The organism is Reichenbachiella sp. MALMAid0571 (assembly GCF_040151475.1).
In the GTDB taxonomy this organism is placed as follows: Bacteria; Bacteroidota; Bacteroidia; order Cytophagales; family Cyclobacteriaceae; genus CAXBNB01.
This window is the reverse complement of record NZ_JBDKWG010000132.1, coordinates 23,020-39,578: the sequence shown is the minus strand read 5'-3', so window position 1 is coordinate 39,578 and position 16,559 is coordinate 23,020. Positions and strand designations below refer to the sequence as shown.

Below are 16,559 nucleotides of genomic sequence, written 5' to 3'. Positions count from 1 at the left end.
CATATTTTAATGTTCGTGTATTACATGCCTTATGGGTAGTACACAAAAAAGGAAAGAAATGGTTATCTATGAATTATATTTTTCATAAAATAATTATAACCAACTTATTTTCAGATAGATGGAATTGAAAAAAAATATCAACTTTAGTTGATATTGACTAAACTTACCTTAATTATTTGTTACTTAAAATGATACTGAGATTGCTATATAAAGTCTGTCTATAATGTGCTTTGAGAAGCCTTTCAGGATTCTTAAAGCTTACTGTTTTAAACAGCTTTACCAATATAGTAAAGCGTGGATCGTACTTTATAGACGACTCTATATAGTTGCAGCAAACTTTATAGTAGCCTTTAGGGTTTTAGTGGCTTTTCTTAATTGGCCTGCAACAGTATTTGTAGAAATGTTTAGTTCATCGGCAATCTCCTTATTGGAATATCCTTCCAACTTACTTAACATGAAGATTTGTCTGCGTTTCACTGGCAATGCTTCTATAGCACCTGTCAGGCTCATCTCAATTTCATTTAAATGCACGTCAATTTCCGTTTTGTTAGAAACAACATCGGATTCCTGAATGGTTTGAAAATATTTAGGTTGCTCTACCTTCACCCGAAGAGAATTAAGCATCAGGTTATGTGTGATCTTAAACAAAAAAGCATTGATGGATAAATTAGAATCCAGTTTTTTTCGGTGTTCCCATACTTTCATAAAAGCATCGTGGACAACTTCTTCTGCCAATTCTCTGGATTTCAAAAACTTAAATGCAAACCCCATCACTCTGCTATAAAACCCATCATAGAGTTCACCAAATGCCTTAAGATCGTCTTGCTTTATTTTTTCAACAATCCCTGCATATTCTCCATTGCTATTCGATGACATCAAGGTTTTTTGCATTCTGCTATTACTTTTTTTAATCGTGTTTTTTTTAAAGTGTTTATGTAAAGTTAATTTTTATAACACTCAAAGAGTTTACGAGAACTTTAAGTAAAGTTTAAGTTTTAGTCATTCCAATTTTTCCTCCCAATTTAAATGATTTTTATATAAATACTATTCCCACATTAGTAAAAAGTACAATAGTAAACTCAGAAGACTTCAACCAGATTAGAATCAACGTCTTACAAATAATATGATCGTAGCACTCAAAAAACAGACAATGGCTGTCACCATGAAAACAATGTTTTCCTGCCCTGTGGTATCTGCCATATAGCCAATGAATGGCTCTCCAGCTCCGGCAAAGGCATAAGCGAATGTATTCATAACTCCCACACCTGTACCTGAACGTTTAATTCCTAACAAATCAGGACTTAATGGCCAGTAACAAGACTGAGGACCATACACTAAAAAGCCTGCAAAAAACATCAATATCAATCCACCCATTACATTGTCCTTGGGAATAACATAAACCAACAATACCGTGAGTCCTGCCAAAGCCATAGATATGGCTATTGGTTTGGATCTGTTTGATTTGAAAAACCGATCTGACAGTTGTCCGAAAAATATGGTACCAAGTGCCATCCCGATCGGTAGGGCCAAAGCAATCCAGACATTAGAAGATTGGTTGATTTTTGTTCCTAAATAATAAAGCGGCACCCAAACCAAAAGCCCATAGCGTGCCATATTTTGAAAACCTATTGAAAGACAGGCCAAAATAAATTTCTTGTTTCTAAGTACTTTTATATAACGCTGAAAAAAACCTTCCTCTTTTGATTTGTTTGAATCAACGGAATTGTCTTCCGGTAATGGTGGAAATCCACGGTCTTGGGGTTTATCTCTTACTACCAGATAAAAAACTGTACATCCCAACAAGAGTAGCAATACAGGAATTCTAAAAATCCACCTCCAATCCAAATCATAGACATCCAACATTACTATTGACAACAAATAAATCAATATAGATGAACAACCTGCTGCAAATACATAAAATCCAAAGGCTTTGCCTCTTTCACTACCTCCCCACCAGTTGGCCACCAGCTTACTTCCTGGAGCCCACCCAAGAGATTGACAAAAACCATTCAATGTCCAAAAAATCAGCACCATGATATAACTGGTTGCCAGGCTGGTTGCCCAGTTCATTACGAATGACAACACTCCGCCCAAAACCATCATGCGCCGGGCACCAAACTTATCTGCCAGATTTCCATTAATGAATTGACCAATACCATACGCCCAAAGCATACCAGCACCTGCCCAACCTATGTCTTGCTTGGTGACATTGAATTCTTCACTGATTCCCATAATTGCCCAACCAAAATTTTGCCTGCCTGTATAGAAAAACAGGTAACAAAACATAACAGCAAAGAGCATCTGCCACTGGGCTTTTCTAAAATCTAAACCTTGTGTATGTAATTTATCCATCAAAATCTTATGGCTTTACAGATACCCGAGCCCACTTTTGCTGTTGGGCTTCATGTACAGCCTGACTTAGTTTTTCCAATTTATAAGGCGGACTCACTAAAGCATCAAATGGGAAATTGTTATGGTTTCGTTCTAAAAATGCAACCGATTCATCCAAATGCCATGGAGCATAATTATGCACTCCTGTTATTGTAATGCATTTTCTTATGATTTGCTCTGCAGTAATACCCAATTCAGAGTCCGGATGTACCAAGCCTACCAAAATATAATCTCCACCGGGACGAAGCAATGCCAGACCTTGCGGGATCAATTGCCTGATGCCAGCTACTTCGAAAACGGCATCAACTCCATCACCAACCTGATCCAAAATATATTGAGTTGCTTTCTCTGCTTCTCTGGCATCTACAGCTATGGCACCAAATTGCTCTATGAGCTCAAAACGTTCTTCTTTTACTTCCAGACAAAAAATCTGTGGAACTCCCATTTCTTTCAAAAGAGCACAGGCATATATTCCCAACACCCCCCCACCTTGTATGACCACTCTTTTAGGTTGTTTAGACACTTTAGAGATAGCGTTGACCATAGTAGCCAATGCACAATTTGCAGAAGCCACGGCCTGATTGCTGACCACATCCGGTACTTTCACCAGATGTGTACCCCTTCTAATATGAATATGTGTAGCATAACATCCATTCAATCCACTTCCTTTGTGTATGGAAGCATGCCCGTATTTAAACAGTTCGCTGCATTTTTCAGGAAGTCCGTATTCGGTACATGCAGGGCACTTGCCACAACTGTCTGCTATTGTCCAGGTCACACGATCTCCTATCTCAAAACCATCTCGTGAATTAACAGCGATAATTTCACCTACCGCTTCATGTCCCAATATGCAGGGGGTATCTTCCTTTCTTTTGCCTTCAATCGTATGTAAGTCTGACCCACAAATTGTTGACAATAAAATTTTGACCAGTACTTCTCCCGGTTCTAATTTTTGTCGAAATTCTTTGTTTTCAAATAAAAAGGGTTCACCGGTTTTTTCGAAGAGTTGGAAATGGGCAGAAATAGAGTTTTGTTCAGGCATCAGGTCTATTTATTTTACAAGAATAGGAAGTTGAATATTTTTACAAGTGACTTTAATGTTATCTTTTTGATAAATAAGAATTACGCTCTCTTTTCAGAAATTTCTTCAAAGCAACTGTCCAAAATATTCAGAGCCTGATCCATTTCTTCAAAACTAATGGTCAGAGCAGGACTAAGTGTAAGGATATTTCCCATAGTCAACTTAAAATTCATTCCCCTTTCCAGTGCCATATACATCATTTTTTCTGCTTCATCCACAGCCTTTTTCCCGTTCATATCAGACAATTCCACTCCTATCAACAGACCAATTCCCCTTACATCTTTTATCAGCTTGTACTTACTTTTCAGTTTTTTCAACCCTTCCAAAGCATACTCACCTATTTTTTTTACATGATCAATAATGTTCTCATCCTCTACGTATTTTATTGCAGCCAGTGCAGCTGCACAAGCCACCGGACTTTTTTCATGAGTATAATGACCCAATGCTCTGTCTTGCATCACATTGAGGTCTTCTCTGGCTATGAGTGCTGCCAATGGGAAGATACCACCACCTAATCCTTTTCCTATGACCAGCATATCAGGAACAATTCCATAGTTTTCTACGGTAAACATTGCACCTGTACGCCCCAGGCAATGGGGTATTTCATCCAATATCAAAAGTGCGCCGTGACGGTCACAGGCTGCTCTCACTTTTTGCCAATATTCCTTTGGCGGAATAAATGGGGTTGACCGTACTGTTTCTGCTATCACGGCACCCACATCGCCTTCTTTCTCTAAGACATATTCTATATAATCGGCACATTTCAACTTACACTCTCCGGCACAATCCCATGGGCAGTTTTGTGCATCCGGTGGCGGTACATGCTCAGTACCGGGCAAAAGAGGCCCTATCTCACTCCTGAAAACAGCTTCTCCTCCTACCGATATCGCATCCAATGAAGCTCCATGAAAAGAATCCCACATGGAAATGGTCTTAAACCTGCCTGTTTTGAATCGAGCGAGTTTCAAAGCCATACCTATAGCTATCGAACCACTTGGAGCAAACAATACCCTGTTAAGATCTCCGGGAGCTAATTCCGTTAATTTTTTGGCCAACTCAATGGCTGGCTTATTGGTGTATCTTCTGGTGCAAAACGGGAGTTCTTCCATTTGCTTGGTAATGGCTTTGATCACTGCCTCATTCCCAAAGCCTACCTGATGTACATTGTTGCCATGAAAATCGAGGTAGGTTCTGCCTTGCGTGTCGGTAATCATTGATCCTTTGCAAGATTCCATTACATTGAGACATGGAGTAGAAAGAGACTGGTGCAGAAAGTACTTATTATCCATCTCCAACAATTTGTTGGTCTCTTCATCAATATTTGATTCCCAGTAGTCAAGCCGGCTCCCAGTTATATTGATATCACCTTCCGATCTTAGTTTGTCTTTATCCATCCTTAAACACTATTTTTATTACCTCAAATTACGCTATATAATCTGTATTTTATCAAACAAATCTAAACTGTAATTTTACAAATGTTAAATATAATTGCCTATATATTTGACTAATATTATATTTTTACCCTCATAAAAAAATGACAATAAGAGTATAAAGCCATAACCATTATAAAAGATGAAAAAGCTAATATCTAAAGAACAAGGAGATAACAATTCTACGGAAAATAGAAAGAAATACCATGAGAACTTAGATCAGGAAACCAAAAATTGGATTGAAGAAGATGCCAAATATTTTCTTCATCAAGCTTTGTCAACTCCTGTAATGAACGTTCTGTCTAAAACCGAAGGTGCTTACATAGTTGATTTAAATGGTAAAAAATACTTGGATTTACATGGCAATGGGGTACACAATGCCGGTTTCAGCAACCCAGATATTATTGATGCTGTCAAAGCGCAATTAGACATGAGCCTTGCTTTCACGCCTAGAAGGTACACGAACATCCCTGCCATTAAACTCGCTAAAAAGATAACCGAAATCACTCCTGAAGGATTGGACAGGGTATTGTTTTGTCCGGGAGGATCTGAAGCCATAGAGATGGCTGTCATGCTCGCCAAGCAAGTTACTGGCAAATGGAAAACCATTTCCTACTGGGACTCTTACCATGGCACTGGGTTCCAAGCATCCAGTGTTGGAGGAGAGGAGCATTTTACCGTTGGGCAAGGACCAATGGTGCCAGGGGCATTTCATGTTGAGTTTCCCAATTACTACAGAAACCCATGGGGATTCACAGATCAAGAAGCTGCCAATCAAGAATACATAAGACAAATAAAAAACATCTTACACCGAAACCCTGATGTTGCTACCATAATAGCCGAGCCTATTTCAGCCACTCCTGTAGTGCCTTCAGGCGAATATTGGCAAGAAATTCAACACCTATGCGAACAATACAACATCCTACTAATTTTCGATGAGATCATTGAAGGTTTTGGAAGAACAGGAAAAATGTTTGCCTCAGAGCATTTTGTCACTCCTGATGTGTTGGTCATGGGGAAATCATTGGGAGGTGGCCTGGTACCATTTGCAGGCATTGCCACCAAAGAGAAATACAACGTATTGCAACATAGATCTATTGGGCATTTTACGCATGAAAAAAATCCGTTGTGCTCTGTAGCTGGTCTTGCCGAAATAGAATACATTGAAAAACATCAATTGGTACAGAATGCCGAAACATTAGGTGACTATCTGATGGACAGACTTCAGGAGTTAAAGGAAATTTATCCATTGATTGGAAATATAGCAGGAAAGGGTTTTCACATTGGGGTTGATCTAGTAAAGGACAGGAAAACCAAAGAAAGAGCCGTAGAAGAAGCCGAACAAATCATGTACGACTGCCTGGAACAGGGAGTGGCCTTTAAAATCATAGAAGGGAATATTATCACCATGAGGCCATCATTGGTGATCACAAAAGACGATTGTGATTTGGTTATTGATTCTTTAAAAAATGCTTTGGAGAAAATCGGGTAGTGGTTTTCAAGCCGAGTTGAAGTCATACGTTTTAATTTTCCCCTCGGCTTACAAAAAGGACGCTATTCTTTCTTTATGGGATACCTGCCTCCGCAGGTATGACGCACTCACAATCGGTTTTCGTCATTTCTGCGGAGGCAGAAATCTCATAAAGAGTGTTTTGTTGGTTCGAATTAATTCTAATCCGTCTTGCGTGTTACGTCGAAATGGCTAAACACGTGCTTTGGGGGGGGCAAACCGTTAATTATTATACCACTTTTTCAACAAGTCGATATTTTTATTTAATTTAATGCTAATCGACTTCCTCTCCGCTACAATCATTGAAACAAGTAGAATACATGGTAATATTTGAATCTCAACTTCTCCATTCAAAAATCCAAATGATCCTTCAAACCCATAAACTAAATTATATGGAAGAAAAGTCAATAAACTAAAAGCTCCCAGAGAAAGAGAAATAAAAATTACATAATTAAGCAACTCAACTTTCAATTTCCATATTACTAAAATAAGTATAGTAGAAAACAAGCCAAAAAACCTAGAATAACTATAAAGATAAGATTTATCCAAAATTTCATACATCAATGAAACAAAGGATGAAACCAACAATAAAGCAATAATAATTTTTCTTGTCATATTTTAGTCAATTTCTCGTCTAGCCTCAAACTTAAATTAATTAATCACTCTCACAGGCACGCATTTGGCCATTTCGGCGTAATGAGTAACCCATTCCAATAGTACCACTTCCAACTGTCCTCACAGATCGTGAGCAATAGAACACACCAAAGATACTTTTTTGAGCGGGGAAAGGGGAAATTTGGAGTGCCACTTTTCAACCTCTTTGAAACTTAGCTTTAATTGTCAATACGACTTATAAAAAGAGGCTATTCTTTCTTTATGGGATACCTGCCTCCGCAGGTATGACGCACTCATAATCGGTTTTCGTCATTTCTGCGGAGGCAGAAATCTCATGCCCCAGTTTTTCTATGTTTCAACTAAAAGACAAAAGACAACCACCTCTTTTTTGAAGCAATACTTCTTATTTTGAAGCTTTCAAAAACAATTTATCAGCAGGAATAATTTGCTTTGGAATACCAGGTCCTTTGTAAAAAGCATCGAGCCATGCGCCACCTCCTGCATTCAAATAATCAACCGTAATTTTATGAAGTCCTTTCTTCAAATCGATACTTCCTGCTCTTTCAATAGTACCATGGTCTCCGTCATTGTCAACAACAAGTTCATCGTTAATGTACAACTTACTGCCATCATCAGAGTTGGTGTAAAATTTATAAGACCCATCCTTATCGATTTGGATATAAGATACAAATCTGATTACAAACTGGTCTCCTCTGTCATTGATGTCATCAATTCTAAATTCAAATTTCTTACCTGATTTTTTGGCTTTCAAACTCGAAATCACTGGTATAAATGACCAACCACTGCCTTCATAGTAGCTGTAGTTGACACCATTCTTACCTCCGCTTTTCACCACCCTGAAATACGCTTTGGTCGCATTGCTTTCTTGTGACCCGTCAGTACCGGTGTAAAAAGCTTTGGCCAGTACCACAGCACTTTTATCAAGTTTAAATTCTTTTGAGTACAAGTTAGATTGACTGGTTGGTGTGCTGCCATTCAACGTGTACCTTATTTCTGCACCTTTTACTTTACTCTCTATTTTTACAGTAGCGTCCTTGTCAACATAAAGCCCACCAGCCGGATCAAACAGCTCAGGTTTAGGATAGATTACCGGCGATGCAATCAAAGGTTTCTTATCTCCCATATCTGGTTCTGGCTCACCTACAAATGCACTCTTCACAGGTCTTCCAATCCAAGTATATGGAGGCTTAACTCCTAAGATATAAGCCACTGTAGCTGCATTATCATACGTCATTACCTGATGTTTGATCAGGTAGTTTTTCTTGATACCATTTCCGTATAGTATAAATGGTATTTCAATTTCATCGAGGGTTTCACCTCCATGACCATATCCTATACCGCCATGATCAGCCGATACTATAAAAATGGTTTCGTCAAAAACACCTGCATCTTTAGTAGCTTGAACAATTTGCCCAATCAATTTGTCAGCTTTTGATACCGCTTCATAAAATTCAGCCGTTTTGTGCCCGTCATGATGCCCTGCATGATCTACATGGTCTAAATGCACAAACAAAAAATCCGGTTTTTCATTTTTGATGTAATCCACTGCCAGTTGGGTAGTTTCATTCTCATCGATCTCCTCTTTCCCAGTAGCCTCATATATATCATAGTCTAACGCACTTCGTTCAATCAGCCTCCCAAATCCTCTCCAGTTGTATGCAGCACCAATTTTCAATTCAGGCCTTTGCTGTCTGGCAATCCCAAATATAGTAGGCTGAAAATCTTCTGTTCCAGTATTTACAGGAGGTAAAGTAAAGTCGTCTTTTTCCCAATTGTTGGAAGTGACCCCATGATGTTCGGGACCTGTACCGGAAACCATAGATTTCCAATTGGTACTACTCGATGTAGGCAGTACTCCCCTGCCATTCAACGTATATGCACCCTCCCTCATCATCATGTCCATAACTGGTGTAGAAGCGTTGTTAATTCCGTCAGGACTCATAGCATCTACACCTATTACTATTACCCTTTTTCCCCTTAGACCTGATGACTGATTTTGAACAGGGCTACATGCAAAAATCATCAAACATATTGCCCCAAAGAGAGCCGCTTTTTGCTTTATTCTAAACATTCTATTTTGTATCTATTTTGAAAATCATTTGTAAAAACGTATTGCTATTTAATAGCACCTGAAATAGGTTTTCCTGCTTTCGGTTGATTGTATTTTTCTCCCAGAACAGACACCACAGTAGCAGCTACTTGATTTTGGTACACCTGTCCATCTGACTTCAATTCACCCAAAGATGGAGAATCAGGCCCGATCACAGCAACCCAGATTTGACCAGCTCCTTCTATTTCATCTCCATGATGCTTCCAGGTCGATTTTGGCTGAGTTCCCCTTCCATGATCTGTAGTTACCACTAATGTTGTTTTGTTTTTATACTGCTCGTCCGATTGCAGGTATTCCCACATTTCTTTGATGTAGGCATCTGTCTGATGAGCAGATTTCAAATATTGATCATATTCACCGTCGTGTGCATAATCATCCGTTTCGCCATAAGAAATATACAACACCCTGGGTTTGTTCTTTTTCAATTCTTCCATAGCATAGTGATGGGTAAAAACATCCAATCTTACGCCACCCCATGGCCCTCTGATTTCATCTTGTATTTTATTTAAAAACAGCTCTCTTTCTGTCAAATCTTTCTTTGCTTTCTTAAACCCTGCATTTACATATATCCCACTTCTTTCTTCATTGATGATATACGGAAATACGTCCCAAGAACCAAATGCAGAAACTTTACCTTTGTAGTTTTTTGTATTGTTCAAATATTCCAAAAATGTGACATTAGGATTGTTGATTTTGCTGTTACTTGTAATATTTACATCATCCGGATATCCGCAAAGTATTTCACTATACCCTGGATAAGAAAACCACATTTTATTGGAGCAATCTACCTTATTACCATATTTTCTATTTCCATACAACTGACCCTTCTCAGCCACTGTACTCCAGAAGAAAGGCATCAACATTTCTCGTCGCTTTGCAGGATCAGTATCCCAAAACTCAGCAACAAGTTCGTCAGGGTTTTCAACATATCCAGAATCATCAACAAGCAATGAATCTGCACCTGTGAACACTTCCTGCCACCTAAGGCCATCAAGTGTAATCAATATTACGTTTTCTGTTTTTTGTGCGAAACCAATCGTACTGATCAGTAATCCCACAACCAAGAGTATTTTCTTCATTGTCAAAATATTTGTTTTCTTAATAAATATAACCTCCATACCCTGTATTGCATCTTCCCAATAAAAGCCACATTTCAACTTAAAAATGATATCACTTTTACTAACCAATACTGTACCATTTTTCATATTTATCTACATTTTTTGAATATATGTAAATAAATATGGCAAATTAACCAGTTGTAGCTTAAACTCTCTTCACTTTAACATTTAATACCCAACCCCTGGCAACATTTGCTGCCACACTGTTTCTATATCGTTTCCAACACCAGATTGTCTGGTGGCTTCCCAATAACTGGTATTTTTAAGTTTCAGAGCCAGGGTAGTTGTGATAAAACTCTGAGTCCAACCGGTAAGTGTACCCCATGCACCCCAACCGTGATCCGCATTGGAGCCATAATATTCCCAGTTTTCATAGTCAAAAGCCCGGAACCAACACCCATCCAAATCTGCCCGTCCGGTAGAGGCACTTTGAATCCTTACCATAAAATCAGCAAGTTTGTCAACTGCTTCTATGTATTTAGGATTTTTAGTAGCCTGTGCTGCTTCGTTCAATGCAAAAAATGCAAAATTGCTGGTGTATAACATATCAGCAACCGGATCGCCATTGGTATGGATTACTGGTGCTTCATTATGTCCGTAGTTTTCATTCGATTTAGGTGCACCATATTTCCCTTTGTTATTCTCCCCCAAGTTCTTCTCTCAATGCCCCCGATTCCACCTGATTCTTTAAAAGTGCATCACAGATAGTGCTCAACCATTTCCGGTGTTCGGCAGTATCTTCGGCACGAACCAACCACGCCAAAGGCAGGATCATTCTGGCACGTTCCTGTTGGATGCCATTGGTCCATATCCAGTTGTCGGGATAGTTATCCATCGTAATTCTAATACCTCGTTTAGCTTTCTCTAACAGAGGTTTGTATCCGGTTTTATCATAAAGCCATATATAAGTAGCCCACAACCAAGACTCAAAATGAGGAGCAGGGTTTACCAATTGTCCCTTCATCAATGTTTGCCAGGTTTTCTCATCTATATCCCAACCATTTAGGGCATTGCTGCGAAAACCTGTTTCACCGGAAGTCCTGAAGTTTGCCAGGATCAATTCAAGAATTTGCTTATCCCATTTACCATTTCCTGAATATTGAGCTGCCAAAACAGACCCTAACAGTACACGCGCATTGTCATCCCCATAGTATCTGTAGGGATGTGTGCCAGCCCATCCAATCAAACCATAAGAAGACATTTTAGGATTCTTACTGTCTGGCGTTTTGAAAACATCGGTATTAAATAAAAAATCCATGAGATTTCTCGTGATTTTCCTGCTTTGAGCATTTCCTTTGATGTTGTCTGCCATTGCAAAAGTCATGGCAGTTTCTGCCACACAATCTGCCCTCAGCCAATACCTATATGGCTGGCTGCCATCTGGATTGATGTATGAATAATGCCCTTCCAACACACCAAGTGAACCATCACCTGAAGGTAAGCTTAAATCCATTGGAGGCCCAACAGGAAGTTTTAGTGTATCAATAGCCTTCCAATGATCTTTCCATTCAGGATGGATGAGAAAGCGACTTTTAATATACCATTCCGCTCCTTTTTCCACCGCCAATCTATAAGCATTTTCAGGAAGTGAAGCAGATGCCTCGTAAGTTGGTTTTACAATTGGTTCCCATTTCATCTTCTCAACTTCTACCTCTACTGATATAAAAGATAAAATACTTCCAATTGTTTTTTGCCAGGCACTTAGAGGTGAATAGCGGCTTTTGTTGAAATCACTTAATTTAGTGGTTGAGACAAGCACTTGTCCTTCATTAAATAGTATCGGGAAATTCGGGGTATTATCCAGCCCGTAAACGGCTTTGTCAAAACCCGCAACACTAGCACCCCTGATGTGGCTGGTTCTTTCCGGCACATCAACATAGGAAAACAATCCAGCATCCATAATAGTCATTAAGGCCAGATCGTTTCCAAAGAAATCCGAAGTTGTAACCAGACGTTCTTTTTCGGTAGGCTTAATTTCTCCCGTGGCATCTGCTTCCAATTGATCCGGAAATTCTAGATACACCTTCAGTTTCTTTTCTTTTACTGTTTTGTAAAAATCTTTAGGCAGCACTGTTTTTCCAGAAGGGTAATCCTTTGCTAGGATTAGTAAAATCCCGTTTTTGTTGGTCTCGGAAATGGCAGTCGCCACTTCCGAGAATTGTCTGCATTGCAAACCATTTGAGACCAGTAATTGATATAGGTCATTGTTTTGATTGCAATAGACATTTATTTCATGACTTTTTTTATTCGAGCCACCTCCACAATACCCCGCTAAAAAAGAAAAAAATAAGACAACCAATACCAGGATTTTTCTACTCAATAAAGTCCACATGAACAAAGGTTTTTAAATTATGTTGGTTAAAAAAACACACACAAGTTAACGTTTCACACAATAATCCAGCCAGCACTTTACTTCTTGCGTGTGTATTAAATAATTTGAAACGCACTCAGGCAGTTCACCTGGTTTCTCAAGTTTGAAAACAAAATTTTCCAATGCTTCTTCCTTATCAAACACCCCTTCTTTAATTAGTATTTTTGACATATACCTTGCAATAAATGTCAAATCTGAGATCATAAACTCGGGATGATATTGTACTCCAAAAAACTCAGAATTTTTATAATTGATCTTCAAAGCTTGTACTTTGGAGTGGGCATTACTTGCCAAAATTGTTGCATTCTCAGGAAGTTTGATTACTTCATCCAAATGGATACAGAGTGCATTAAATTCTCCAATCCTACCTTTAAAACCATCATAATTGACACCATCTGTGGTAAGGCTGATCGGGCTGGTAACACCAAACTCCCTACCCTTTTCACAAGTACCTACTGTGCCACCAGCGACTACTGCTGCGATTTGAAGTCCCCAACAACTGCCATAAAAGGGCACGCCACTTTTGAATACATCTTCCGCAAAAGTCAACTGACGGGCGACTGATGGCGAGGGGTCATTGACGTACAATGAACTCCCTGTCCATAAGACTCCATCGTATTCCTTTATGGTCTTTAAAGAAGGCAAAAGAGCATTTTCATCCGCAGGAAAAGCCACATCCACTTTTGCTTCAGGGCATAGGATTTTCAGCATTACCTCAAAACGCTTGTGGTAAGGCACTCCCCCACTGGCTTCTCGTTTACTCCATAATTCCCGTTTATTTCCTTCTACTACAAGTAGATGCATAATTTTATAATTTGATCATGGCTCATCAATCCAAATACAATGAGCACAAAATGTATCTTACAATGCTCCCAAATCTCCGACCAAAGCCGCAGTAAACAAATACTGTAAATCTTGCGCCGTAACGGGTTTTGCATTTGTAGGAGTAGAAGGATCTAGAAATGCTTTCTTTCCTATTTCAACTGCCATTTTGCCATCAATATTAACCTCACTCAGCGTATTAGGGATATTGAATTGCTTTCTAAGATCAAGTATGTATTGGATAAACGTATCGGTTCCGGGATTTCCCAATCCAAGTACAATACACAAGTGTACCATTTTCTCTTCAATGGCAGAAGCATTTTGCTTGATGCCATAAGGCAATAAAATTGAATTTGCCAGACCATGTTGAATGTTGTAAAGAGCACCCAATTGGTGTGCAACCGAATGTATCGATCCCAATCCTTTTTGAAAAGCTACAGCACCCATAGAAGAGGCTGTTAGCATTTGGCCTCTGGCTTCTAAGTTTTTACCGTCAGCAAAGGCAATGGGTAAATATTTGGCAATCATACGAATCGCCTCTATCGCTATGCCCTCAGCCATTGGATGGTATACGGGAGCACAATATGCTTCCAAGGCATGAACCATAGCATCAATACCCGTCCAGGCTGTAATGTGAGGAGGCAAGCCAACAGTCAGTTCCGGATCTGATATGATCAGGTTTGGCAACATGCCCGGATGAAAGATTATTTTTTTAGAATGAGCTTCTTCATCTAATATAACCGCTGCACGTCCTACTTCCGAACCTGTTCCCGATGTAGTTGGAATGGCAATTATTGGAGCAATACCATTCACATCCGCTCGTGACCAATTATCACCAATGTCTTCAAAATCCCAAAGAGAACGGGTCTGACCGGACATAAAAGCTATGGTCTTGGCTGCATCCAATGCAGACCCACCTCCAAATGCTATCACACTATCGTGATTGTGCGCTTTATAAAATTCTACACCCTCGGTTACGTTTTTTCCGGTTGGGTTTCCCTGCACATCGCTATAGATGTTAAATTTGACTTCTCCTGATTTTAATACCTCAGTAGCGATTTTAACAATATCCAAATTAACCAGCCCTTCGTCAGTGACAAAAAGTGGATTTTTAACATTTAACTTTTCACAGGCTTGAACCAGTTCATTGATTCGACCATTACCAAACCAAACGGTTGTAGGAAAATTCCAGTTTGTACTTTGTGTTTTCATTTTTTAATTAAATTAGGGGGCAGTGTTTTAGTGATCAGTGTTTAGTGATCAGTTGTCAGTAATTAGTTTAATGCTTTTATAAATCCTGTAATTATTTTTGAAGTCTCAGTACACTTATCTTTTAAAACAGTTGCCTTTTCGCTGTTCACGTAATCCAATCTTTCTGCTAAATAGAGCATTGATTTCACTTCACTGCAAGATGCCAATGCTATATAAAGAAATCGTTTAAAATCAGCATGACTGCTCCTATCAAAACCTTCTGCTATATTATTGGAGATAGAAACGCTAGCTCTACAAATTTGATCTCTAAAACCATAATCCTTTGATTTGCTAAATAAAGCATATACTTCAACTGCCAAATCTTGAGCTTTTTTCCAAGCTATTATATCTTCAAATTTTTGTATCGCCAACGTTTCAAATTTTATAAACTGATTTTATTAGTCTTAGAAATTCCTGACCACTAATTACTGTCCACTGTTTCCGATTTGCTTACTTTTTAGTTCTTAAATGATATGATTTGGCATGGGTTACTTGTTGGTAGCCCAAAGCTGAAAGTGTAATGCCCCTTCCTGTATTTTTTACACCAGTCCAGGCCAAAGCCGGATCCAAATAGTCACATCGGTTCATGAAAAGTGTACCTGTTTCTATAGCCTTTCCAACTGTCCGAGCACTTTCCACATCTTCTGTCCAGAGAGAAGCCGTCAAACCATATTTGGAATCATTCATCAAACGAATAGCTTCTTCATCATTACTCACCTTCATGATGCCTACTACCGGACCAAACGATTCTTCACTCATCACATCCATACTGTGATTTACATCTATCAATACCTGAGGAGCAAGGTATGCCGTTCCTTTTTTTGATGCTTTGAACAGCGACTCATCGATCAGAGCCTTTGCACCACCTTTTACAGCATCTTCTATTTGCTTGCGTACATAGTCAGCTGCACTGGTTTTCACCATAGGCCCTATATTTGTAGCTGCATCCAACGGGTTTCCCAGTACATACTTTTTAGTCAACTCAGTAAATCCATCGACAAATTTATCAAACAGACTATCGTGTACATAGATTCTCTCAATCCCACAACATGACTGGCCACTATTGAAAAAAGAACCATCCACCAGGTTGTTGACGGCATAGTCCAAATTGGCATCCGCACGTACATAGGCAGGGTCTTTTCCTCCCAGTTCCAGCCCACATGGAATAAATTTGTCTGTCAAAGACTTCTGAACAGCTTTACCACCTTCTACAGATCCTGTAAAAAAGACTCCATCAATTTGCTGATGACCAATTAGTGCTGCGGTATTATGATGATTAAGGTGCAATATCTGAAATACGCCTTCAGGTAAACCGGCTGTTTTAGCTGCTTTGAGATATCTTTCTGCAACCAAAGGAGTTTGGAATGAGTGTTTTAGAATGACAGCATTTCCTGCCACCAATGCCGGAACTATGGCATTGACAGATGTAAGGAAAGGGTAGTTCCATGGACTCAATACAGCCACTACTCCAAGCGGTATGTGCTCGATCCATCTTTCAAAGCCATCTTTTTCTTCAGGCATGTAGGGATTCAAAGCCGTTTCTGCAATTCCCATCATATACCTTGCCCGCTCGACAAATCCATTGATTTCCCAAGGCGACTGACTCAATGGTCTTCCCATCTGCCAGGTAATTTCATTTGCAATCTCTTGTTTATCTTTTTCTATTGCATCCACAAAATCAGAAACGTATTTCAATCTCGATTTTAATGGCAACTTTGACCATTCCTGGAAAGCTGGCCTGGCCAGAGCAATGGCACTATCGACATCCTTTAATCCATGTTCCTCACATGAATAATAAAGAGAACCGTCGATAGGTGTTATGGTTTGAACTTTGGACAT

The 16,559-nt window shown here is 39.2% G+C and carries 14 protein-coding genes; 1 reads left to right on the top strand and 13 read right to left on the bottom strand.

Going from position 1 to position 16,559, the window contains the following annotated elements; translation table 11 throughout:
- Positions 1–318: 318 nt before the first annotated feature.
- The 4 genes from AAOP42_RS12290 to pbfA (AAOP42_RS12275) all read right to left on the bottom strand — a co-directional run bounded on the left by AAOP42_RS12290 (position 319) and on the right by pbfA (AAOP42_RS12275) (position 4,866).
- Positions 319–891, bottom strand: coding sequence for an RNA polymerase sigma factor (locus AAOP42_RS12290; protein WP_349528819.1), 573 nt, complete (start codon positions 889–891; stop codon positions 319–321).
- 213 nt (positions 892–1,104) lie between these two features.
- On the bottom strand, positions 1,105–2,352 hold the full coding sequence (locus tag AAOP42_RS12285; protein WP_349528818.1) for an MFS transporter: 1,248 nt from the start codon (positions 2,350–2,352) through the stop codon (positions 1,105–1,107).
- Between the two features lie 7 nt (positions 2,353–2,359).
- Positions 2,360–3,433 (bottom strand): zinc-binding dehydrogenase, encoded by a 1,074-nt coding sequence (locus tag AAOP42_RS12280; protein WP_349528817.1) that lies wholly within the window; start codon positions 3,431–3,433, stop codon positions 2,360–2,362.
- An 80-nt stretch (positions 3,434–3,513) separates the two neighbouring features.
- Positions 3,514–4,866 (bottom strand): (R)-1-hydroxy-2-aminoethylphosphonate ammonia-lyase, encoded by a 1,353-nt coding sequence (pbfA, locus tag AAOP42_RS12275; RefSeq protein WP_349528816.1) that lies wholly within the window; start codon positions 4,864–4,866, stop codon positions 3,514–3,516.
- A 178-nt stretch (positions 4,867–5,044) separates the two neighbouring features.
- Between pbfA (AAOP42_RS12275) and pbfA (AAOP42_RS12270) the strand changes: the two genes are divergently transcribed.
- A complete protein-coding gene (gene pbfA, locus AAOP42_RS12270; protein WP_349528815.1) occupies positions 5,045–6,394 on the top strand; it encodes a (R)-1-hydroxy-2-aminoethylphosphonate ammonia-lyase in 1,350 nt (449 codons plus the stop codon).
- A gap of 240 nt (positions 6,395–6,634) precedes the next feature.
- Here pbfA (AAOP42_RS12270) and AAOP42_RS12265 read toward each other — a convergent pair whose 3' ends face one another.
- From AAOP42_RS12265 to AAOP42_RS12225, 9 genes are all read right to left on the bottom strand, one after another.
- Positions 6,635–7,027, bottom strand: a complete 393-nt coding sequence (locus tag AAOP42_RS12265) for a hypothetical protein (RefSeq protein ID WP_349528814.1) — start codon at positions 7,025–7,027, stop codon at positions 6,635–6,637.
- A gap of 403 nt (positions 7,028–7,430) precedes the next feature.
- Positions 7,431–9,119, bottom strand: coding sequence for an alkaline phosphatase family protein (locus AAOP42_RS12260; RefSeq protein WP_349528813.1), 1,689 nt, complete (start codon positions 9,117–9,119; stop codon positions 7,431–7,433).
- A gap of 44 nt (positions 9,120–9,163) precedes the next feature.
- Positions 9,164–10,237: an alkaline phosphatase family protein gene (locus tag AAOP42_RS12255; protein WP_349528812.1), complete on the bottom strand. Its 1,074-nt coding sequence runs from the start codon at positions 10,235–10,237 to the stop codon at positions 9,164–9,166.
- Positions 10,238–10,444: 207 nt separating this feature from the next.
- Positions 10,445–10,927 (bottom strand): hypothetical protein, encoded by a 483-nt coding sequence (locus AAOP42_RS12250; protein WP_349528811.1) that lies wholly within the window; start codon positions 10,925–10,927, stop codon positions 10,445–10,447.
- Positions 10,914–12,608, bottom strand: coding sequence for a hypothetical protein (locus AAOP42_RS12245; protein WP_349528810.1), 1,695 nt, complete (start codon positions 12,606–12,608; stop codon positions 10,914–10,916). Before AAOP42_RS12245 ends, AAOP42_RS12250 begins: the two co-directional genes overlap by 14 nt.
- Before the next feature lie 45 nt (positions 12,609–12,653).
- Positions 12,654–13,451 (bottom strand): type 1 glutamine amidotransferase, encoded by a 798-nt coding sequence (locus AAOP42_RS12240; protein WP_349528809.1) that lies wholly within the window; start codon positions 13,449–13,451, stop codon positions 12,654–12,656.
- A 57-nt stretch (positions 13,452–13,508) separates the two neighbouring features.
- Positions 13,509–14,681 (bottom strand): iron-containing alcohol dehydrogenase, encoded by a 1,173-nt coding sequence (locus tag AAOP42_RS12235; protein WP_349528808.1) that lies wholly within the window; start codon positions 14,679–14,681, stop codon positions 13,509–13,511.
- 62 nt (positions 14,682–14,743) lie between these two features.
- On the bottom strand, positions 14,744–15,091 hold the full coding sequence (locus AAOP42_RS12230) for a four helix bundle protein (RefSeq protein WP_349528807.1): 348 nt from the start codon (positions 15,089–15,091) through the stop codon (positions 14,744–14,746).
- A gap of 79 nt (positions 15,092–15,170) precedes the next feature.
- Positions 15,171–16,559, bottom strand: coding sequence for an aldehyde dehydrogenase family protein (locus AAOP42_RS12225; RefSeq protein WP_349528806.1), 1,389 nt, complete (start codon positions 16,557–16,559; stop codon positions 15,171–15,173).

Bases quoted from the DNA above. Each gene is read 5' to 3' on its own strand.
- AAOP42_RS12290 (WP_349528819.1), bottom strand. From the start codon at position 891: ATGCAAAAAACCTTGATGTCATCGAATAGCAATGGAGAATATGCAGGG.
- AAOP42_RS12285 (WP_349528818.1), bottom strand. From the start codon at position 2,352: ATGGATAAATTACATACACAAGGTTTAGATTTTAGAAAAGCCCAGTGG.
- AAOP42_RS12280 (WP_349528817.1), bottom strand. From the start codon at position 3,433: ATGCCTGAACAAAACTCTATTTCTGCCCATTTCCAACTCTTCGAAAAA.
- pbfA (WP_349528816.1), bottom strand. From the start codon at position 4,866: ATGGATAAAGACAAACTAAGATCGGAAGGTGATATCAATATAACTGGG.
- pbfA (WP_349528815.1), top strand. From the start codon at position 5,045: ATGAAAAAGCTAATATCTAAAGAACAAGGAGATAACAATTCTACGGAA.
- AAOP42_RS12265 (WP_349528814.1), bottom strand. From the start codon at position 7,027: ATGACAAGAAAAATTATTATTGCTTTATTGTTGGTTTCATCCTTTGTT.
- AAOP42_RS12260 (WP_349528813.1), bottom strand. From the start codon at position 9,119: ATGTTTAGAATAAAGCAAAAAGCGGCTCTCTTTGGGGCAATATGTTTG.
- AAOP42_RS12255 (WP_349528812.1), bottom strand. From the start codon at position 10,237: ATGAAGAAAATACTCTTGGTTGTGGGATTACTGATCAGTACGATTGGT.
- AAOP42_RS12245 (WP_349528810.1), bottom strand. From the start codon at position 12,608: ATGTGGACTTTATTGAGTAGAAAAATCCTGGTATTGGTTGTCTTATTT.
- AAOP42_RS12240 (WP_349528809.1), bottom strand. From the start codon at position 13,451: ATGCATCTACTTGTAGTAGAAGGAAATAAACGGGAATTATGGAGTAAA.
- AAOP42_RS12235 (WP_349528808.1), bottom strand. From the start codon at position 14,681: ATGAAAACACAAAGTACAAACTGGAATTTTCCTACAACCGTTTGGTTT.
- AAOP42_RS12225 (WP_349528806.1), bottom strand. From the start codon at position 16,559: ATGTCCAAAGTTCAAACCATAACACCTATCGACGGTTCTCTTTATTAT.